We start from the raw sequence: 18,317 nt of genomic DNA, 5'->3' as shown, positions 1-18,317 counted from the left end.
GTCTTCCTACTGGATCGTCAACTCCGGAATGGGTTCGATCGGACAGCCTGAGCCCTTCAAATCCCGGTTCTTTGGACCCTTTGGTGCGCCGGGTGCGATGGGACAAACGTGCGCGGTCGTTCTTGCACTCTTGCTGATGTTCCGCCCACTGCGTCCGCCTGTGCTCTGGCCGCTCGCAGGTTTTCTTGCGGTGTGCTCGCTGGCATCGATGGTACGTTCGGCGTGGCTGACAGCAGCGCTCTGCCTCGTTGCTTTCGCGATCCTCGCTCGGCCGGGGGAGAAGTTTCGGCTCATTGTGTCGATGGCGGTCCTCGTCATCGCGATGCTCGTGGCCTTGCCGCTCATCCCGCAGGGCGAAAAGATGGTCGACCGGATGAGCTCGCTCGGCGATGTGCAGAATGACGGAAGCTTCAGGGGGCGCGTCGAATTCTCTGGATATGCACTCGGTGAGATCCTGCAGAAACCTCAGGGCTACGGGCTCGGCTCAACGGGCGCAGCAACCGGCCGGCTTACCGGCGGCGACCTCGAGGTGGCCGCGTTCGACAACGGTTTTCTTCAGATTCCTTTCGCACTTGGCTTGCCCGGTGCACTACTTTTCGGACTCGGTCTTTTCCAAGCCGGAAAGGCTTTGAAGCGTGTTCGGCCCGCAACGCCTGTCGATCGATTGCTCCTGCGTGCGACGATCGCGCTGGCAATCGGCCACTTCATGGCCTTGGCCGTTGCCAACTTCTTCAAATCGGATAATGCGATTTGGTTGTACCTCGTGACGGCGTGTGCTTTGGCCATTCGCCCACCCGTTCCCGCCTACCAACATCGACTGGTTCGCCCGTGACAGCCCTAGGGACGGCGAAAGAATCGGCGTCGCCACAGGCCGCAGCGTCGCAACGAGATCTCCGGCAGCTTCGCATCGCATGCAACGGGTACGTCGACGCCGGCAGCGGGAGCATCGCGGCCGCGGGGCATCGTCTGCTCGACTCGCTCCTTGCCCGCGGGCATCGGATTGACTTCTTCTCGAAGCCTTCGTTTGTCTATCCTTCCGACCTCCTCGAGCGACACGACACGCTCCGCTATCGGCGGGCAGAAGATTCGGTCGCCGAACGGATCAAACGTGTCGCAACCAGGGTAGTCGGGCAGCAGTTTGCGACGCCGGTCTCGCTGCTGCAGCACCGGGTCTTCGCACGCGTCGTGATGCGGAAGATGCGGGCGGATCACGCGGCCGACGATTACGACGCGGTGCTGTTCCTTGGGACGCCAGCATTCGGTCGAGTGGGGAACGTGCGAACGGTCAGCTGGGTTCAGGGCGGCGCGGGGACGGACGTGCGTTCCATTCGCGACCGCCACGATCTGCTCCGCCGTTCCGAGAAGTCGTGGCGACTGATGCTGCTTCAGCTGTACGGCAAGTACCGCATGGCCGTGGGAAGTCCCGACTACTCGGCCTGCGATGCACTCGTTTGCGGAAGCTCCTTTTCGCGCCAGCGACTCATCGCGGACACCGGTCTGCCGTCCGAGTCGATCGTCGCGCAGCCTTATCCGCTCGATTTCTCGGCTTTCAAGGTTCGTCAATAAGCGCCATACCCCACGGGGTCGCTGCGGGTACTCAGGCAGGGGCGAATCGTCCCACGGAAGCGACATTAACTCCAGCTCGATGCCGCGGCTGAGTGCGAGCGACGTGGGACGCAAGTAGAACTCACGATCGTCGGGAACTTCGGCTTTGCTCCTGGCTTGCGATCGCTTCTTGAGGCCTACCCACATCAGGAGCGACTGACCTACCTCAAGCGGGTGCCGCGGACGGACGTCGTCGGCTTCCTGCAAGGGGCCGACGTGCTCTGCCAGCCATCCGACGAAGAGGATTTCGGCATGAGCGTCGCCGAAGCGATGGCCTGCGGGACGCCGACGATCGTCGGGGCGACCAATGGGACCGGCGACTACCTCTGCCCGATGTCACGCCAACTGCGAAGCAACACGGTCGATGACCTGCGCAACGCCTTTATCGACGCATCCGAGCGGAAGAAAGCCGGCACGCTGTGCGACACGGCGGTCACGCGGCGGCATGCGGAAGTGACTTTCGACGCGGACAAAATTGCGGGCAAGATCGAGTCGCTGCTAAGGGGCTCTGATTGAGCAAGCTCGGCCCTGAGCGACTCTGGTCGTGGTCGCGTCGGCTTCATGCTCGGGGCCTCCGCCGGACCGCAAGGTTTGTGAAGTTTATTAACTTCTTCGTATTTAAGTGCCTCCTTCCCGCAGAAGCAGAGGTGACCGGATTTGTCGAATTGCGACACTGGGGCCTCGGAACGGTTATTCACCCGAACGTCACCATCGGCCGCGATGTGACGATCTTTCACAATGTCACGATCGCCGGCGAGACGTGGCTTGGTTCGCCGCACCGGGTCGTGATCGAGGATGGTGCCACGCTGGGAGCCGGCTGTCTGATCATTCCACGCGTCGACACGGGCCTGACGATCGGTCGTCGTTCGATGGTCGCCGCGGGGGCCGTCGTCACTCGTGACGTTCCAGCAGATCACTTGGCGGTCGGTGTGCCGGCTGTCTGCAAACCCAAACGTGCTGCAGGCTCTTGAAGCAGATGCGGGTCCTGATCGTCAACCACGTCTTCTCGGAGACCGACGGACAGGGACGGGTGAATCTGCGGGTCGCGCAACACCTGGTCGGGCGGGGGCATGAGGTGACGCTCGTTGGCGATGCGGTGCCGGAGGCATTTGCGGCGGATCCGAACGTGACGTGGCTGCCGACGCGTCCGCCCCCACTTCCGACAGCGGCGGCGCGGAGCCTCGTCTTTTCACAGCAGGTCGAGCGGGTAGTCACATCGCTGCGTGGCAGCTACGACTTACTTCATCTCAACGGCGCGCAGGCACCGGGCGTGAAAGCCGACGTGAACGCATGCCACTTTGCCCACGGCCCGTGGCTGCGAAGTCCGCACCATCCGCGGCACGCGATCGGCGGCGCTCGCGGGCTCTACCAGTCGCTCTGGACGCGGGCGAACGTCCGGCGTGAGCGGCGGGCGTATCACGATGCGGGAACCGTCGTGGCCGTATCCGATCTGGTTCGCAATCAGCTCGTCAACGACATCGGCGTCGACCCGGCGAAGATCGTCGTCCTCCCGAACGCGAGTGACCCGCCGCCGCGCGTCGACCGGGCCGAGGCAAGGCGTCAGCTGCTCGGGCTGACGCGGTGGAGCGACGACGACTTCGTCATCCTGTTCGCCGGCGAAGTGAAGGGGCGACGCAAGAACCTCGATGTCAACCTGCGGGCACTCGCCCGGCTGCCCGAGCGGTTCCGGCTGGCGGTCGCCGGCTCGCACGAAGGTGGGCCGTATCCGGCGGAGGTCGAGCGGTCGGGTCTGGGCAATCGGGTGGCGTTTCTGGGACATCGCGGCGACTTGCGCGAGCTGTACGCCGGGGCGGACGCCTTCGTCTTCTGCTCGCACTACGACCCGTTCGCGCTCGTCATCGTCGAGGCAATGGCGGCCGGGCTGCCAACGGCGACGGCGCGGACGGTCGGGGCGGCGTCCCTCGTCGCCAAGGCGGGCGGGCTGGTGCTTGACGATCCCGCCGACGACGAGAGACTTGCGAGTTGGCTGGAACATCTCGCACGCGATCTGGCGATGCGGGAGGAGCTGTCCCGCCACGGCCGCGAGGTCGCGGCCGGGCGGACGTGGGCGACGGCCGGAGCGGCCTACGAGGAGGTCTACCTCGAAGCCGCCGAGCGGAAGAAGCGAGCACAATGACATGGTCTGTCGTGGCACGAGCTTCAGCTCGTGGGGTGAGTCGGGCCGCTTCAACAGAACACGAACTGAAGTTCGGCCACGGAGTGATCGACAACCGGTCTGTGAGCGAATGCGACGCGTCCTGATGCTCCAGAACCTCGCCGGCTTCCCGTCGCGGAGCAGCGTGCGGTATGCGACGTCCCTGGCGTTGGCGATCAAGGGTGTCGGGGGCTTCGAGTTGGGGTCACCCGAGGTCAGGCCGCCGGCATTCGGGAGGCGTGTCGCGGGGGAGGCGAACGCATCAAGATGGGGGCGGCTGGTGCGGTATCCGCGGACGATTCGTCGGCTGCGATTGGAGAAAGAACATGATGTGACGCACGTTATCGATCACTCGCACGCGAACCTGCTCGGGGCGTGTGAGCCGCGACGGTCGGTCGTGACGCTGCACGACGTCATCCCAATGCTCTCGGCCCTCGGCGAGCTCGACTTCGACCGTGGGCGGCTGGTGAAGCTGACCTTCGGGCGAAAGCTGCGGCGGATCGAGCGGTGTGCCCGCATCATCGTGCCGAGTGAGGCGACGAAGCGGCAGGCGTTGCGGTTCCTCGACATCAAGCCGCAGCGGGTTGTCGTCGTGCCGCACGGCGTCGAGCTGGGGCCGGACTCATTCACGCATGAAGGGCCGGACGGTGAACGCGAACGCGTGCTGGCGAGGTATGGCATCGACCCGAGGAAGAAGGTCGTCCTGCATGTCTGCACGCGGAACCGGTACAAGAATTCGCCGGCGGTGCTACGGATGCTCGCGAAGTTGCCGAAGGACGTGGCCCTGTTTCGGGTCGGCGGGCCGTTATTCGACGATGAGGCCGACTTGGCGCGGGAGCTGGGAGTGACTGATCGCGTTGTGGATGCGGGTCGGGTGCCTAGCGATGACGGGTTGGCGGCGTGCTACAGGGCATCAGATGTGTTCGTGTTTCCGAGCACGTTCGAGGGGTTTGGCTGGCCGCCGTTGGAGGCGATGGCGTGCGGGACGCCGGTAGTCACGAGCAATGCAGCGAGTCTGCCGGAAGTGGCGGGTGATGCCGGTGTGCAGGTCGATCCGAAGGATGATGCGGCGCTCGCGGACGCGGTGCGGCGGGTGTTGGACGATCCCGAGGAGCGTACGCTGCGTCGCGAGGCGGGACTTGAGCGGGCGAAGACGTTCACTTGGGAGGCGTGCGCACGCAAGACGCTTGATGTTTACGAGGCCGTCGCTCGTGAAGCGGACAAGGCGGGCGTGGGGTTCTGACCTCCGCGTCGCACGATGCTCACACGGTGCTCCATTCCCGGCGGACGCCCGACACGACGTGAACGTCGTACCACGAGAGACGACCCGATCCCTTGAGCATCCGTGTCCAGTTCATCGATCACACCGCCCGTCTCGGCGGTGGGGAGGTTGCGCTGATCAACCTGCTTGGCGAACTGGTCCGTGGCATCGACATCGAGCCGCGGGTGATGGTGTTCGAGGATGGGCCGATGGTCGGGCGGCTCCGGGAGGTGCGGAATCGCGGTGTGGACGTTGCGGTCTTGCCGCTGGGCGATCGACTGCGGACGGCGAAGAAGGACGGCGTTGGGCTTGGCTCGCTGATGAAGCTGCCTGGGGCCGTCGGCTTCGTGCAGCGGCTGGCGAGGTTCATCCGAGAGGCAGACGTCGACCTCGTCTATTGCAACTCGCTCAAGGCGGACATCCTCGGCGGCTTCGCGGCGAGACTGGCGAGAACGCCGTGCGTGTGGCACGTGCGAGATCGCGTGATGCCGGATTATCTGCCGGCGAAAGTGGTGCCGGTCTTTCGCCGGCTGTGTCGGTTGTTGCCGGCTGGTGTTGCGGCGAACAGTGAGCACACGCGCGAGACGCTGCGATTGCCGGCGTCGAAGCTGCAGCGCGTCGTCTACAGCGGCGTCGTGCCGCCTGCGGACGTTGTGCCGGAGTTGGACGGGCCGCCGGTCATCGGAATCGTCGGTCGACTCGCGCCGTGGAAGGGGCAGCACGTGTTTCTTGACGCCGCGGCCAAGGTTCGAGCGCAGTGGCCGGATGCGAGGTTTTGCCTGATCGGGTCGGCGCTCTTCGGCGAGGATGCGTACGAGCGGGAACTCATCTTCCGCGCTGCCCAGCCGGACCTGGCGGGCAGCGTCGAGTTCGCCGGCTTCGAAGACGACATCTTCGCGGCCTTGGCCAAGCTGAACCTCGTTGTCCACGCCAGCACGACGCCCGAGCCATTCGGGCAGGTCGTCGTCGAGGCGATGGCGGCACAGCGGGCGGTCGTCGCGACTGATGCTGGTGGCGTTCGGGAAACGGTCCGGGACGGCGAAACTGGCCTGCTCGTGCCGCCGGGGGACGCGAGTGCGATGGCGGCGGCGATGCTGCGACTCCTCAATGATGAGAGCGAGCGAATGGCGATGGCAATCGCCGGGCGGGAGCGGGCGTTATCACACTTCCACATCGCGCAGACCTCCGCCGAGTGCGTGAAGCTCATCCGCGACGTCGTCGGCCGGTGAACCGAGTGCCTTCTTAGATCGATAAAGTTGATGCCACCGATGATCTCATGACGACCGTCGCGATTCATCCCGACCACAATCATGCTTCGGCCGCTTGGCCGACGCGGTTCGTGTTGATGGCGGTGCTTCTCGCCGGTGCGTTCGCTGTGACGTGGGACGCGTGGGCGTTGCTGTTTCAGCGGGCGACGCAGGACTCGGAGTCGAGCCACCTGACGCTCGTGCCGTTGATCGCGGCGTGGCTGGTCTTCGTGCGGCGCGAGCGGTTCGGCGATCTCGTGGTCCGGTCGCCGTGGGTGGGCAGCGTGCTGATGTTCCTTGGCATCGCGGTCTTTTTCTTCGGCAGCCAGCGGACGATGTTCCTGGCGTACCACCTTGGGGCGGTCGCGATGATTTCGGGGGCGGTCCTGACGATCGCGGGACGCGAGGCATTGACGAAGTTTTTCCCAGCATTTCTGGTGCTCGGCTTCCTGACGCCGTTGCCGCCGAACGTGGTGAACGAGATGGCCTCGCCGCTGATGGATATCGCGGCCGTCGCGACCGAAGGCGTGCTGACGACGCTGTCCGTGCCGGTCGAGCGGACGGGCAATCTGCTGACGATCAACGGAGTCGAGACGACGGTCGAAGAGGCGTGCGCCGGCATTCGCGGCATCTGGGCGTTGACGCTCGTCGCGGTGGCGTTCGCGTTCGCGTCGCCGTTCAAGTGGTGGGTGCGCGCGCTAGTGCTGCTGACGAGTCCGCTGCTGGCGCTGCTGTGCAATGTCATTCGCCTCGTGCCGACTGTGTGGGTCTACGGCAGCTACAGCACCGAGGCGGCCGACACGTTCCATGACCTCGCGGGGTGGGCCGTGCTGTTCGTCGGCTACATGCTGCTCACGGGGATGACGGCACTCATGGAGTTCGTCGGCATTCCGATCAACCGATCGAACACGATCGTCAGCCAGTCGGCGGAGGCGGCGTCGTGAAGCTTCCGTTCGTGCATTGGCTCGCGATCATCGCAACCGCCGGCCTGTTGGGCTGGGGCGGGTACCTGCGTTGGACGGAAGACGACGTCAGCGCCGAAGTCACGGCCTACTTCGCGAACTGTCGGCTGGCGGCGGAGGAGATTCCGCACATTCTGCCGGGCGGACTCTTCGGCAAAGACGTGCCTGTGCCGACGCGGGCGGAGGACATGCTCCGGCCGAACGTTCTGATTTCGCGGAGCTACGAATCGATCGGCCAGGGTCGCGCGGTGGGCATGCTGCTCGTGCAGACGACCGACATCGCGAACCTGCTGAATCATTACCCGCCCGCGTGCTACCCCGGCCAGGGCTGGGACATCATCGGTGACGAGCCGGCCGAGTGGACGGTCGACGGGCTGGACATCCGCGGCACGATCTATCGAATGCGTCCTCCCGGCGCGAGCGAGGAGCAGGTCGTCCACATCCACAACTTCATGCTCCAGGCCGACGGCGAGACGAGCCAGGACATGGACCAGCTGCGGTCGTTTGCCCGCAAAGGCTCCGGCCGCGACTGGGGCGGCGGGCAGGTCCAGGTGCTCTTCTACGGTGGCATGGACGAAGCCGAGCGGGACGCGGCGTTCGGCGACGTCATCCGTGGCATGAAGCCGGCGCTCGAAGCCATTTTGGACGGCAACGCCGGGTAACTCCGAGCGAACGCACAATCCCTCGACATGACGCGGCCCCGGCAATTGTCGGGGCCGCTGGCGTGATCGCGCTACCCGACCAGACCGCGCGAGCGAAGCAGGTCGACGATCTTGGCCACACATGCCTCGGCCGCGAGTTCGTCGGTGCGGAGAGTCAGGTCGGCGTCGGCCGGCGGCTCGTAGGGCGCGGTGACGCCGGTGAAGCCGTCGACGTTGCCCGCGTCGGCGGTGGCCCAGGCTTCGGGCGCGCGGCGTCGGCAGACGTCGGCCGGGGCATCGAGGTGGACGAGCACGAATCCGCCGTCGGGAACGAGTCGCTCCAGCGTCTTGCGGGCGCGAGTGCGGTCGTCGGCGAACGGACTGATGAGGCTGCACACGCTGAACAGCCCGGCCTCGGCCATCGCGGCGGCGAGCTGGGCAACGCGGCGCGAGTGCTCGCGACGATCTCGTCCGGTGAACTCGAGGTCGGCGTCGAGCGATCGACGCAGGTCGCCGCCGTCGAGGACACGTCCGACAAGGCCGGCGTCGAACAGGGCGCGCTCCACGCCGAGCGCGACGGTCGTCTTGCCGCTGCCGGTCAGGCCGGTGAGCCAGACGCACAGCGGACGATGGCCAAGCCGCTCGGCCCGTTCGTCGGCGGAAACCAAGCTGCGTGATGGTGGCGGCGGGGCGGACTCGGGTTGGTCGGCGTCGGTCGTGGCGCGGCCGCCGCGATCGTCGGCGGTGGCACGATCGAGGATCGTGCCGGCGCCGACCGTGTTGAGCGTGATCGCGTCGATCAGGATGAACGCGCCCGTCGTGCGGTTGCGGTCGTACGGGTCGAAAGCGACAGGCCGGGCACACGTCACCTCGACTCGGCCGATCTCGTTCAGGGCGAGCTCGTCGGCGTCGTGCTGGCGAAGCGTGTTGACATCGACGCGGTAGCGCAGGTCGCTCACGCGCGCCTGCACCTGCCGTGTGCAGTGTTTGAGGATGTACTGCCGGCCGGGCGTCATGGCGTCGGGGTGCATCCAGACGAGCATCGCCTCGAACCGGTTGCCGACGTGCGGCACGTTGTTGACCGGCGCGATGAGGTCGCCGCGGCTGACGTCGATCTCGTCTTCGAGCGTGACCGTCACACTCATCGGCGGGAAGGCCTCCTCCAACTCGACGGCTCCCGGTCGAAGCACCTGCTTCACACGGCTGCGCTGGCCGCTCGGCAGGGCGACGATTTCCTCGCCCGGGCGGACGACGCCGCTGGCAACGGTGCCGCAGTAGCCGCGGAACGTGCGGTCCGGCCGGCTGACGTACTGAACGGGCAGACGCAGGTCGACGAGGTTGCGGTCGCTGGCGATGTGGACCGTCTCCAGATGATCGAGCAGCGGCCGACCCTCGTACCACGGCATCGCCTCGGGTCGTTTGGTCACGCCCTCGCCGGCCAGCGCGCTCATCGGGATGAACTCGATGTCCGGGATACTCAGCCGAGCCGAGAAATCCGTGAAATCGCGTCGAATCTCCTCGAAAACACGCTGCTCGTAATCGACGAGGTCCATCTTGTTGACGGCCACGACGACGTGCTTGATGCCGAGCAGGCTGACGATGAACGCGTGACGCCGCGTCTGGACCTGCATGCCCTTGCTGGCGTCAACGAGCAGAATCGCCAGGTTCGCGGTGCTGGCCCCGGTGGCCATGTTGCGGGTGTACTGCTCATGCCCCGGCGTGTCGGCGATGATGAACTTGCGTCGGTCCGTCGAGAAGTAGCGATACGCGACGTCGATCGTGATGCCCTGCTCCCGCTCCGCCCGCAGGCCATCGGTCAGCAGCGCCGGATCGAACTCGCCGCCGGTCGTTCCGAACCGCTTGCTGTCCACCTTCAGCGCGGCGAGTTGGTCTTCGTAGACCATCTTCGAGTCGAACAACAGCCTGCCGATGAGCGTGCTCTTGCCGTCATCAACGCTGCCGCAGGTGATGAAGCGCAGTAGCTCCTTTTCCTCATGGCGCTTGAGGTAGGCGTGGATGTCGGAGGCGATGAGGGCTTGTTCGGCGGACATGGCGGGGTAGGCGCTAGGGACTAGGAGTTAGGGACTAGGGCTAGGCCTGTGGTGGCGTTTGGCGGGTTTGGGATTGGATCAGGCGGGTTAGCAGTTTGCCGGTTTCTTGCGCGAGCGACCAAACCGGTTTTGCTTCGTTTCGGGTTGCAAGCTCGCAGCGCACCGCAAGCTCGACCTGAGTCTCAAGCTCTGCGAGCGATCCTCGCGCGTAGCGAAGATGTTTGGCGTAGTCCTTGCCCGGACCGCGTCCGTACCCCTCGGCGATGTTGGACGGCACAGATACCGCCGCCCGCTGCATCTGCGAGGACAGCCCGTAGCGCTCTGACTCCGTCATCCCGCGAGTAAAGGCGTACACAGCCTCACACAGCGACATCGCTCGCTGCCAAACAATCAATTCACGATAACCAGCGGAGTCCGATGCCATTCCCTAGTCGCTAGCGCCTACTCCCTAGTCCCTAGTAATACCCCTGCTGCTTCTTCTCCTCCATCGAAGCACCCGGGTCCTTGTCCACCGCGCGGCCCTCACGCTCGGAGCGCGTCGCGAGCAGCATCTCCTGGATGATTTGCGGCAGGTTGTCGGCGCGGCTGGGGGTGGCGCCGCTGAGGGGGTAGTCGCCGAGGGTGCGGAAGCGGACCCACTCCTTGCGGGCCGTCTTGCGGAGGTCGGCCGGCATGCGGTCGTCGTCGACGGCAATCAGGTTGCCCTCGAACTCGACCACGTCACGCTCTTCGGCGTAGTAGGCGGGGACGATCTGGATGTTTTCGCGGTGGATGTACTGCCAGACGTCCAGTTCGGTCCAGTTGCTCAGCGGAAACGCTCGAATCTGCTCGCCCTTGCTGACGTTGCCGTTGTAGAGGCTCCACAGCTCTGGCCGCTGGTTCTTGGGGTCCCACTGGTGGTTCTTGTCGCGGAAGCTGTAGACGCGTTCCTTGGCACGGCTCTTCTCCTCGTCGCGTCGACCGCCGCCGAAGGCTGCGTCGAAGTCGTATTTGTCGAGTGCCTGCCGGAGCGAGCCGAGGTTCATGACTTCGGTGAACCGCTTGCTGCCGTGCTCGAAGGGGTTGATGCCTTGCTGGATGCCGTCTTCGTTGATGTGGACGAGGCACTCCATGCCCAGCTCGCCGACGATGTGCTCATCGCGGAAGGTGTACATGGACTGGAAGTTCCACGTCGTGTCGATGAGCAGCAGCGGGAAGGGCGGCTTGCCCGGCGCGAAGGCCTTCCGCGCCAGGTGCAGCATGACGCAGCTGTCCTTCCCCATCGAGAAGAGCATCACCGGCCGCTCGAACTCGGCGACGACTTCGCGGATGATCTGGATGCCCTCGGCCTCGAGCTGGTCCAGGTGCGTCAACCGGCGGCCGCCGAGGGTGGTTGTCGATTCAGAGTCGGTCACGGTCATCCAGTCGTCTCCATCGATGGTTCGGGCAACACGCCGCGCGCCTTCAGCAGGCCGAGGATCGCGGCGACTTCCTCGTCGAGCGTCATCTCGTCGGTCTTCAGGACCAGCTCCGCCGAGGCGGGTGGTTCGTACGGATCGCTCACGCCGGTAAAACTCGGAATCTCACCCGCCCGAGCCTTCTTGTACAGCCCCTTTGGATCACGCGACTCTGCCACGGCCAGCGGGGCGTCGACGAAGACCTCCAGGAAGGCCAGATCCGACGCGTCGTGCGACTGCCGGACGCGATCGCGATCGGCCGCGTACGGGCTGACGAGGCAGGCGATCGCCACCAGACCCGCATCGGCCATCAGCTTGGCGACCTCGCCGACGCGGCGGACGTTCTCCGCCCGGTCTTCGGCGCTGAACCCGAGCCCGGCATTCAGGCCGAGGCGGACGTTGTCGCCGTCGAGCCGGTACGCCGCCCGGCCGTGATCCAGCAGTGCCTTTTCCAGGGCGACGGCGACGGTGCTCTTGCCGCTGCCGGAAAGCCCGGTAAGCCAGACGGTCGCCCCTTGTCCGCCCCCGACGCACGCCGCGCGGTCGGCCGCGGTCACGCCGCCCGCGTGGAAGGTGAGGTTGTTCTGGTGGGTCGACATCGTCAGGCGCGGCCGAAGCTGATCCGCGTCCAGGCCCGCTCGTGGAAGTAGTAGAGTAGGAGTTTGCTCGGCACCTCGATCCCGCCGATCACACCCGCCGCCTTTGCTCCGCCGGTCGCCGTCGACGTGTCGACCATCCGCATCACAGTGAACGCGATGACCGCCGTCGTGATCGACGCCAACGCCCGCCACGAAATCGTCTTGGCCAGCGAACGCCGCTTCGAATCACCAGCGACCATGTCACTCATCGTTTGTCTCCACGATGTGTCTATCGGTTGATTGGTTGCCGCAACAAAGACGCGAACCTCGCCGCGGGGCGAGGTTCGAAGCAATGCCGTCGTTGTTCGGCTGACACTCAGCGAGGCGGACGGGGCTCGAACCCGCAACCTCCGGATCGACAGTCCGGGGCTCTGACCAATTGAGCTACCGCCCCATACGGGGTCGCTGGTCCAGTCGCCGGAGCGGCCGGGCAGGCACGATAGGCGGGCGCGATGGCGGGTCAATTGATCCGCGTCAGTACGCCCGGACGAGCCGCGTCTCGGGATAGCTGCGGGCGACGATCTGGCGATAGTTCATGCCCTCTTTCGCGAAGCCCTCGGCACTCCACTGGCACATGCCCACGCCGTGACCCCAGCCGCGGCCCTCGGCAAAGACGATCGTCTTCTCGTTGTTGATCGGCGTGAACCAGCCGCTGTAGATCGGCGTGGCGTCGCCGCGATCGGCGTTGACGGACCAGCGGGCCTCTTCGGCGGACAGGGCGTAGCGATTACCGACGGTGTCGATCGCCTCGAACGCGTTCGGCCGGCCATGGGCGTTGCGGCTGATGATGTTCAGCTCGTGCAGGCGACGCATGCTGCGGATCGGGTGCTCGTTGGCCTTGCCCCAGGCGGTCATGCGCCGCGTGAGCTCTTCCTTAGAGACGAGGACCGGGTCCCACTCGAATCGCCCGCTGAGTCGGCCTGCGTCGCCGAGAGTTTGGGCGGACAGGGCGGTGACGGGCGGCTGGTTGAACGCGTCGTCGACGCCCAGCGTCACGCCACCGCTGGTCGAGTGGAAGTAGGCCTTGAAAATGCGGAGCCCAACGGGTGTCTCGTGCGCGACGACCTGACCCGTCGTCTCGCGCACGGCACGCCTGGCCTTGGGCGTCTCGGCCAGAGCGCCGCCGTAGACCTGAGACTTGGTGTCGTCGTAGACGTCGAAGTAGCTGCGTCGCTGGCCGGCCGTCTTGACCTCGTACAGCGCGTAGGTCCGGGCGACGACGGCTTGGGCGCGGTGGGCGGCTTCGCTCCACTCCGGCAGGATTTCCTTTGGCAAGACCCCCATCAGGTAGCGTTCGACGTCGATGTCGTTGACGACCGCGAATCGTCCGCCGGCCTGGGGGACGAGACGGACGTTGCCGCGGTAGAGCCCTTCGTTGGACGCGTCGCCCACGCCGATCGGCTCGTCTCGCTCCGGCTGGAGGACCAGCACGTCGCCCGACAGCCGAAGGTCGCCGATGCGCCAGCCGGCCCCTTCGCGCGTGACGACGATCGGGGCGTCGGGCAGCTTGAGGCGGACCGGGCCCTGGTCTTCGGTGCCGTCGGGCCTGGACGCGATCAGCGGCCCGCCGGCGCGGATGGTCACCGTCGGCACGTCCGACTGCAGCAGCACGCGCACCATCGGCACCTCGGCCGACGACGCCGGCGAGACCACAGCCGTGTTGGCGGAAACCTTGTCGCTGCAGCCCACCAGCAGGCGGGCGAAGGGCAGAGCGAGGATGAGAACGATGAGTGAAGCCGTGCGTCCGTTCATGGCGTCTCCCGCATCATCGCGATTGTGTCGCCCACGTCCAGATCAGGCGATGGCAGCGGCGATATCTTTGGCGATGGTGTCTGCCGCTCGCGTCCTCGGATTGTCGCTCGTCGCGTGCGGCGTGGCGGTCGCTCAGCCGACGACATCGACCCGGCCGGACGAGCCGACGCTGGTCGAGCAGATCGGCGAGGCGCAGATGCTCGTCGAAAGCGAGCTAGCCACGTCCGACGACGAGGAGCCGAACGCGCTGACGCTGCAGGCGGAGCTGCTGGACGGGTTCGCGTACGTCGAGCCGCCCGAGTCGTCGTGGCCGGTCGTCGTCTTGCCGGGGGGAATCGCGCGGTACACGCGTCTGCCGGGTCCTCGCGAAGGCGCGTTCGCGGGATTCCAGCTCTTTCTGCCAAAAGCTGCCGAATCGGAGCAGGCGGTGCTGGACGGCGGGCAGCCGATCATCGAGTTCGTCCGCCTGACCGTCGGGCCCGACGCCGGCGACACGTTGCACCTCTCCTCCGACCGTGAATCGCCCGCCGGGATGCTGACGGTCGAGGTGATCCAGCTGTCGCCGACGGTCTTCCCCGACGAGCCGGGCGTGCGGTTCTACGTGACCGGGAGGCTCGACGACGGCACGCGCGTTCGCGAACGACACGAAGCTTCGAGCCTCGCGGCACTTCGTCGCGAGCACCGGGAGGCGTTCGACAAGTTCGCGACCCCGCTGTTCGAGCGTTTGGGCCTGGCCGAGGTGCTCGAGGCGGAGCTTCGCGAGACGGCGATGGACGTGCTGCTGACGGACCTGCCCATCGACGGCAAGACGAAGGCCGCCGTCGATGAGGCGATCAAAGGCCTCGACGCCGACGCCTGGCCCGACCGCCAACGCGCCGCCGACCGCCTCGCCACCCTCGGCCCATCCGCGATCGCCGAACTCGCCCGCCGACTTCAAACGTCAAACGCCACGCGATCCGCCGAGGCCGAGGGCCAGATGCGACGCCTCGTCGACTCCGCCCGCGTCCTTCATCCGGCCGAGGCCGAGCGGCTTCGAAGTGACCGTGCCTTCCTGCGACAGGTCGCCGAGCTCGACGATGCAAAGCTCCGAACGGCGGCAGAATCGCGGCTGTCGACACTGCGATGACCAGATCGTCGACGGTCCGTCGGCTTCAGTCTCGCTTGACGTGCGTCGGCTTGACTAGGGCGACCAAGCGCCAGTCCTGATCCTCGGACCTCGGCTCGAACGGGAGCATCATCCAGTCGCCGACCGGCATCGAAATCGCTGTCGGCAGTGCCGTTGGTAGCTCCCTGTTCTTGGCCGCGGCGACACCTTCGAGCTCGGCGTCGAATGCGAATGTGACGTACCGACGGTCCGCCGAAAGCGTCGGCGTCAGCATGATCGACAACTGAGACGACTGATTCTCAGCTCCATCGGCAATCGCCTTGTTTGGTAGAGCCAGGGTTTCGGTGCATTTCAGCATTTGCCCATTTCGCAGTGGCACGTGCGATACGAACAAGCGTCGGACGAGTTTCGAGTTGTTGAGCTGATTGCTGAGTCGCTCAAAATCAGCTCGGGTGAGAATGGTCGGCCGTGTGTTTGGGTCTTGGCTCTTTGCATGACCATCGACGAGTGAAAACGGCACCTGCATGACCTGCAACTCCACGCCAAGCCACAGGAATCGTGTCGCTCGTACCTGTTGTAAAACGTGTGTCAGATCTGTTCGTTCCGACTTGGTCAAGAGGCCGCGGACCTGACTGCCTTCGAGCGTGATCGCATCCGGGTCGGCGACGACGTCCTGCAGCAGATCGAGCAGCAACGGGCCAATCGGTTGCGGCTCTGGCATTTCCTCCGGCAATTCCGCGTCTGAACCAATCACGACAAGCTCAGGGATCGGCTCCAGAATGTCGCGAACATCAAAGGTCGTCAGCGTCTTCAGTTCAGCCGCATGGGCAGTGGCAGCGATCGCAAACATCGAAAGGGCGATCAGGCCGGAACGCACGAGGTCTCGTGAGTGCTTCATGATGGTCTCCGCGTCAGGACGAGGCGGTGGGTGGCGACAGGACGTCGGCCGCGGAAGGAGGGACTCGCAGCTTAACCGATTCCGCGCGATTGCAAGGCCCATCTCGCCGCGCCGCGGGCGGCGTGGTGGTCGTCATCGCCGAAGCCCAGCGTCCAGGCGTCTCTGGCGAGGTTGGTCAGCCGATCGCTCGTCCGCTCGACGATCGCGTCGGCCAGATGCGACAGTCGCCTGCCGATTCCGCCGGAAAGGACGATGTGGTTCGGCCGGTAAATCGCGTGGGCGATCCGCAGCAGTCGCACCAACGCCCGCACCGCCGGCTCGTCGGCAGACAACGTCGTCGCGTCACGATCGACAAGCGCAACGCCGCCGAGGTACGCCTCCACGCCACCCGCACCGCCGTCGGGAGCCACCGGCGGATCGTCGTCCAGCGACACGTCGATCTGCCCGAGATGCCCCGGCGAATCGCCGTTGACCCGCAGCGGCACGCCCAGCGGGTGCTCGTCGCTCACGTCCAGCACCGCCGCCCCGACGCCGGAACCGATGGCGATCGACAGCAGCCGCCCACGCAGTTTTCGCGACGCTGCAATGTCCACCGCCGCCGCGATCTGATCCGTCGTCACCACCACCGGCCGACCGACCAGCTCACGCAACGGCAGGCCGACCAACCCCGGCACATTCGCCGCCCGCAGCACGCGGGCCCTGTCGTCACTCAACACGCCCGGCACACTCAGCCCGACGGGGCCGTCCTGATCACCCAGACACGACGCCACCGCGCGCCGCAGCGTCTCGCCATCCGGCCACGCATACGAGTCGCTCTTCGAGAGCGTCCACGCCCGACCATCCCACGCCGCAACCTTCACACTCGAACCGCCGATGTCGAGGCCGATCACACGCTCACGTTAGCAGTGCCTCGCGATCGTTTGGTCTTGCACAATGTCTGGTGAGTCGGCTCGTCGCCAAAGCCACCAGGACGGAAGTAAACGATCATGTTGACCACTCCATCGCAGCCCCTCGGTTTCTTCGAGCCGAAAGAAAGTCGCTCGAATGGTTGGTGCGAGCCCCGAGCGTGAGCGAGGGGTATCCGACGACCGTGCAGAACCCCTCGCTCACACTCGGGGCTCGTGTCGAGCGCGGGTGTACCTGGGGTGGATTGCTCACCAGGTAGCTCGAAGACGCTGTTCGCAGTCGCGATCCTTGCGATTATACGGATTCTGACTTGAGTACGCGCTTCCGTCATCCCGAGCGAGCGCAGCGAGTCGAGGGACCGCTTCAGCTTCCACCAGACGAGGTCCCTCGGCTGCGCTCGGGATGACGGAAGCGCACGCTCACGGCAAAACCCGTATTAGAAGTCTCATTCAAGTGTCGCTCATCACTAGCCTGCTGCAGTGCCATCGCTCCGCGTGCATCTCGCCTATGCCACTGACGACGACGAGCGCTCGGCGCTAATCGCAAACACCACCTACTGCGACTTCGTCGACACGCCCGCCGATGCCGAGGTGATCGTCGGGAGCGACCCGGCGTTGCTGGCCGATGCCGCGCAGCTGAAGCACTGGGTCCTGCCGTGGGCCGGAGTGCCGGATCGGTTGCGGCTGGCACTGCTGGAGCGGGGCGGCGTCACGTTGCACAATCTCCACGACAACGCGGCCGCCGTGGCGGAGCATGCGGTCGGACTGCTCCTGGCTGCGTGCCGGCGGCTGACGACGATCGACGCCATGCAGCGGCGGGGCGAGTGGCCAGGTCGCGGCGCGCCGGGAGACGTCGTCCAGCGGATGATCGTCCTCGAAGGCAAGTCGGCCGTCCTGCTCGGCTTCGGCGAGATCGGCCGGCGCGTCGGACGCATCCTCGAAGCGATGGACGTCCGCGTCACCGCCGTCACCCGCACCGGCCGTGACGGCACGACGCCGATCGACCGGCTCAACGACGTCCTGCCCCGGGCCGACGTGCTGGTCTGCAGCCTGCCGCTCACCGACGCGACCCGCGGCCTGATCGATGCCCGCCGCCTCGCACTGCTGCCCGCCGGCAGCGTGATCGTCAACGTCGGCCGAGGCCACGTCTTCGACGAGTCGGCCCTGTTCGCCGCCCTGCAAACCGGCCCCCTCGCCGCCGCCGGCCTCGACGTCTGGTGGACCTACCCGCACCAGCTTCCCGACGGCGAACCTTCAACCGGCGGCACCCAGCCGTGGGAGACGTTGGACAATGTCCTCCTCAGCCCCCACGTCGCCGCCGCCTTCTCCAGCCCCGGCCGCCGCGACCAACGCCTGTCCGCCCTAGCCCACCTGCTTCAGGCCCTCACGCAGGGTGAGCGACCCAGCGAGGTCGACCTGCACGCCGGCTATTAATACCGGATTCGATTTGCCTGCTAACCTTGACGGTGAGAACGATGCCGCATTTGCGCATACAACGTGAGGATCGGCCTACGTCCACGCCAAGCACTCCATGCCGAACTGCGAGGCGTCAGACGAAGAGGGTGTCGGCAAGCGTTAGTCAAAAAAGGGTTGGAACAAGAACGTCAACTGAATGTGAGCGACGCCACCGTCGCGAACGCAGCCGTGTCGATCGATCCATA

Annotated in this window: 18 protein-coding genes, 1 tRNA gene and 1 pseudogene; 11 read left to right on the top strand and 9 right to left on the bottom strand. The window is 65.9% G+C overall.

Annotated elements, in window-relative coordinates:
• Positions 1–28 precede the first annotated feature (28 nt).
• The 9 genes and pseudogenes from AAGI46_02465 (at position 29) to AAGI46_02425 (ending at position 7,892) form a co-directional block, all read left to right on the top strand.
• Positions 29–832, top strand: coding sequence for an O-antigen ligase family protein (locus AAGI46_02465; GenBank protein ID MEM1011066.1), 804 nt, complete (start codon positions 29–31; stop codon positions 830–832).
• On the top strand, positions 829–1,566 hold the full coding sequence (locus tag AAGI46_02460; protein ID MEM1011065.1) for a hypothetical protein: 738 nt from the start codon (positions 829–831) through the stop codon (positions 1,564–1,566). Before AAGI46_02465 ends, AAGI46_02460 begins: the two co-directional genes overlap by 4 nt.
• 87 nt (positions 1,567–1,653) lie before the next feature.
• Positions 1,654–2,121: pseudogene (locus AAGI46_02455) on the top strand (glycosyltransferase).
• A 131-nt stretch (positions 2,122–2,252) separates the two neighbouring features.
• Positions 2,253–2,576, top strand: a complete 324-nt coding sequence (locus AAGI46_02450) for a DapH/DapD/GlmU-related protein (GenBank protein MEM1011064.1) — start codon at positions 2,253–2,255, stop codon at positions 2,574–2,576.
• Between the two features lie 5 nt (positions 2,577–2,581).
• Complete coding sequence (locus AAGI46_02445; GenBank protein MEM1011063.1) at positions 2,582–3,742, top strand: glycosyltransferase family 4 protein; 1,161 nt, start codon at positions 2,582–2,584, stop codon at positions 3,740–3,742.
• 1 nt (position 3,743) lies between these two features.
• Positions 3,744–5,003 carry a glycosyltransferase family 1 protein gene (locus AAGI46_02440; GenBank protein MEM1011062.1) on the top strand — a complete coding sequence of 420 codons (1,260 nt, stop codon included), beginning with the start codon at positions 3,744–3,746 and terminating at the stop codon, positions 5,001–5,003.
• A gap of 92 nt (positions 5,004–5,095) precedes the next feature.
• On the top strand, positions 5,096–6,250 hold the full coding sequence (locus tag AAGI46_02435) for a glycosyltransferase (protein ID MEM1011061.1): 1,155 nt from the start codon (positions 5,096–5,098) through the stop codon (positions 6,248–6,250).
• A gap of 47 nt (positions 6,251–6,297) precedes the next feature.
• Positions 6,298–7,212: an exosortase/archaeosortase family protein gene (locus AAGI46_02430; GenBank protein MEM1011060.1), complete on the top strand. Its 915-nt coding sequence runs from the start codon at positions 6,298–6,300 to the stop codon at positions 7,210–7,212.
• Positions 7,209–7,892 (top strand): hypothetical protein, encoded by a 684-nt coding sequence (locus tag AAGI46_02425; GenBank protein MEM1011059.1) that lies wholly within the window; start codon positions 7,209–7,211, stop codon positions 7,890–7,892. The genes AAGI46_02430 and AAGI46_02425 overlap by 4 nt, the downstream gene beginning before the upstream one ends.
• A gap of 71 nt (positions 7,893–7,963) precedes the next feature.
• Here AAGI46_02425 and cysN read toward each other — a convergent pair whose 3' ends face one another.
• The 7 genes from cysN to AAGI46_02390 form a co-directional block, all read right to left on the bottom strand.
• Entirely contained in the window at positions 7,964–9,922 is a 1,959-nt protein-coding gene (gene cysN / locus AAGI46_02420; protein MEM1011058.1) for a sulfate adenylyltransferase subunit CysN, read from the bottom strand.
• Positions 9,923–9,962: 40 nt separating this feature from the next.
• Complete coding sequence (locus AAGI46_02415; GenBank protein ID MEM1011057.1) at positions 9,963–10,346, bottom strand: four helix bundle protein; 384 nt, start codon at positions 10,344–10,346, stop codon at positions 9,963–9,965.
• Positions 10,347–10,377: 31 nt separating this feature from the next.
• Positions 10,378–11,316 (bottom strand): sulfate adenylyltransferase subunit CysD, encoded by a 939-nt coding sequence (gene cysD / locus AAGI46_02410; GenBank protein MEM1011056.1) that lies wholly within the window; start codon positions 11,314–11,316, stop codon positions 10,378–10,380.
• A gap of 2 nt (positions 11,317–11,318) precedes the next feature.
• Positions 11,319–11,957, bottom strand: coding sequence for an adenylyl-sulfate kinase (cysC, locus tag AAGI46_02405; protein MEM1011055.1), 639 nt, complete (start codon positions 11,955–11,957; stop codon positions 11,319–11,321).
• Positions 11,958–11,959: 2 nt separating this feature from the next.
• On the bottom strand, positions 11,960–12,205 hold the full coding sequence (locus AAGI46_02400; protein MEM1011054.1) for a DUF2061 domain-containing protein: 246 nt from the start codon (positions 12,203–12,205) through the stop codon (positions 11,960–11,962).
• Between the two features lie 111 nt (positions 12,206–12,316).
• Positions 12,317–12,390: transfer RNA gene (locus tag AAGI46_02395), tRNA-Asp, on the bottom strand.
• Between the two features lie 80 nt (positions 12,391–12,470).
• Entirely contained in the window at positions 12,471–13,748 is a 1,278-nt protein-coding gene (locus AAGI46_02390; GenBank protein MEM1011053.1) for a SpoIID/LytB domain-containing protein, read from the bottom strand.
• Between the two features lie 73 nt (positions 13,749–13,821).
• Between AAGI46_02390 and AAGI46_02385 the strand changes: the two genes are divergently transcribed.
• The gene (locus AAGI46_02385) at positions 13,822–14,874 is read left to right on the top strand and encodes a hypothetical protein (protein MEM1011052.1); all 1,053 of its coding nucleotides are present in this window, start codon (positions 13,822–13,824) and stop codon (positions 14,872–14,874) included.
• A gap of 25 nt (positions 14,875–14,899) precedes the next feature.
• Here the strand turns inward: AAGI46_02385 and AAGI46_02380 are convergent, their stop codons facing one another.
• Both AAGI46_02380 and AAGI46_02375 read right to left on the bottom strand, forming a co-directional pair.
• Complete coding sequence (locus tag AAGI46_02380; protein ID MEM1011051.1) at positions 14,900–15,751, bottom strand: hypothetical protein; 852 nt, start codon at positions 15,749–15,751, stop codon at positions 14,900–14,902.
• 71 nt (positions 15,752–15,822) lie between these two features.
• Entirely contained in the window at positions 15,823–16,641 is an 819-nt protein-coding gene (locus AAGI46_02375; GenBank protein MEM1011050.1) for an ROK family protein, read from the bottom strand.
• A gap of 495 nt (positions 16,642–17,136) precedes the next feature.
• Between AAGI46_02375 and AAGI46_02370 the strand changes: the two genes are divergently transcribed.
• The gene (locus tag AAGI46_02370; protein ID MEM1011049.1) at positions 17,137–18,090 is read left to right on the top strand and encodes an NAD(P)-dependent oxidoreductase; all 954 of its coding nucleotides are present in this window, start codon (positions 17,137–17,139) and stop codon (positions 18,088–18,090) included.
• The last annotated feature ends 227 nt before the right edge of the window (positions 18,091–18,317 follow it).

It is taken from the genome of Planctomycetota bacterium (assembly GCA_038746835.1).
Taxonomy (GTDB): domain Bacteria; phylum Planctomycetota; class Phycisphaerae; order Tepidisphaerales; family Tepidisphaeraceae; genus JBCDKH01.
The sequence above is the reverse complement of the archived record's forward strand: the minus strand, read 5'-3'. Positions and strand labels throughout refer to the sequence as shown.

What these genes read in the sequence shown, in the direction of transcription:
- AAGI46_02440 (MEM1011062.1), top strand. Translation starts at nt 3,744, where the DNA reads ATGGTCTGTCGTGGCACGAGCTTCAGCTCGTGGGGTGAGTCGGGCCGC.
- AAGI46_02400 (MEM1011054.1), bottom strand. Translation starts at nt 12,205, where the DNA reads ATGAGTGACATGGTCGCTGGTGATTCGAAGCGGCGTTCGCTGGCCAAG.
- AAGI46_02390 (MEM1011053.1), bottom strand. Translation starts at nt 13,748, where the DNA reads ATGAACGGACGCACGGCTTCACTCATCGTTCTCATCCTCGCTCTGCCC.
- AAGI46_02465 (MEM1011066.1), top strand. Translation starts at nt 29, where the DNA reads ATGGGTTCGATCGGACAGCCTGAGCCCTTCAAATCCCGGTTCTTTGGA.
- AAGI46_02430 (MEM1011060.1), top strand. Translation starts at nt 6,298, where the DNA reads ATGACGACCGTCGCGATTCATCCCGACCACAATCATGCTTCGGCCGCT.
- cysC (MEM1011055.1), bottom strand. Translation starts at nt 11,957, where the DNA reads ATGTCGACCCACCAGAACAACCTCACCTTCCACGCGGGCGGCGTGACC.
- AAGI46_02385 (MEM1011052.1), top strand. Translation starts at nt 13,822, where the DNA reads ATGGTGTCTGCCGCTCGCGTCCTCGGATTGTCGCTCGTCGCGTGCGGC.
- AAGI46_02445 (MEM1011063.1), top strand. Translation starts at nt 2,582, where the DNA reads ATGCGGGTCCTGATCGTCAACCACGTCTTCTCGGAGACCGACGGACAG.
- cysN (MEM1011058.1), bottom strand. Translation starts at nt 9,922, where the DNA reads ATGTCCGCCGAACAAGCCCTCATCGCCTCCGACATCCACGCCTACCTC.
- AAGI46_02380 (MEM1011051.1), bottom strand. Translation starts at nt 15,751, where the DNA reads ATGAAGCACTCACGAGACCTCGTGCGTTCCGGCCTGATCGCCCTTTCG.
- AAGI46_02415 (MEM1011057.1), bottom strand. Translation starts at nt 10,346, where the DNA reads ATGGCATCGGACTCCGCTGGTTATCGTGAATTGATTGTTTGGCAGCGA.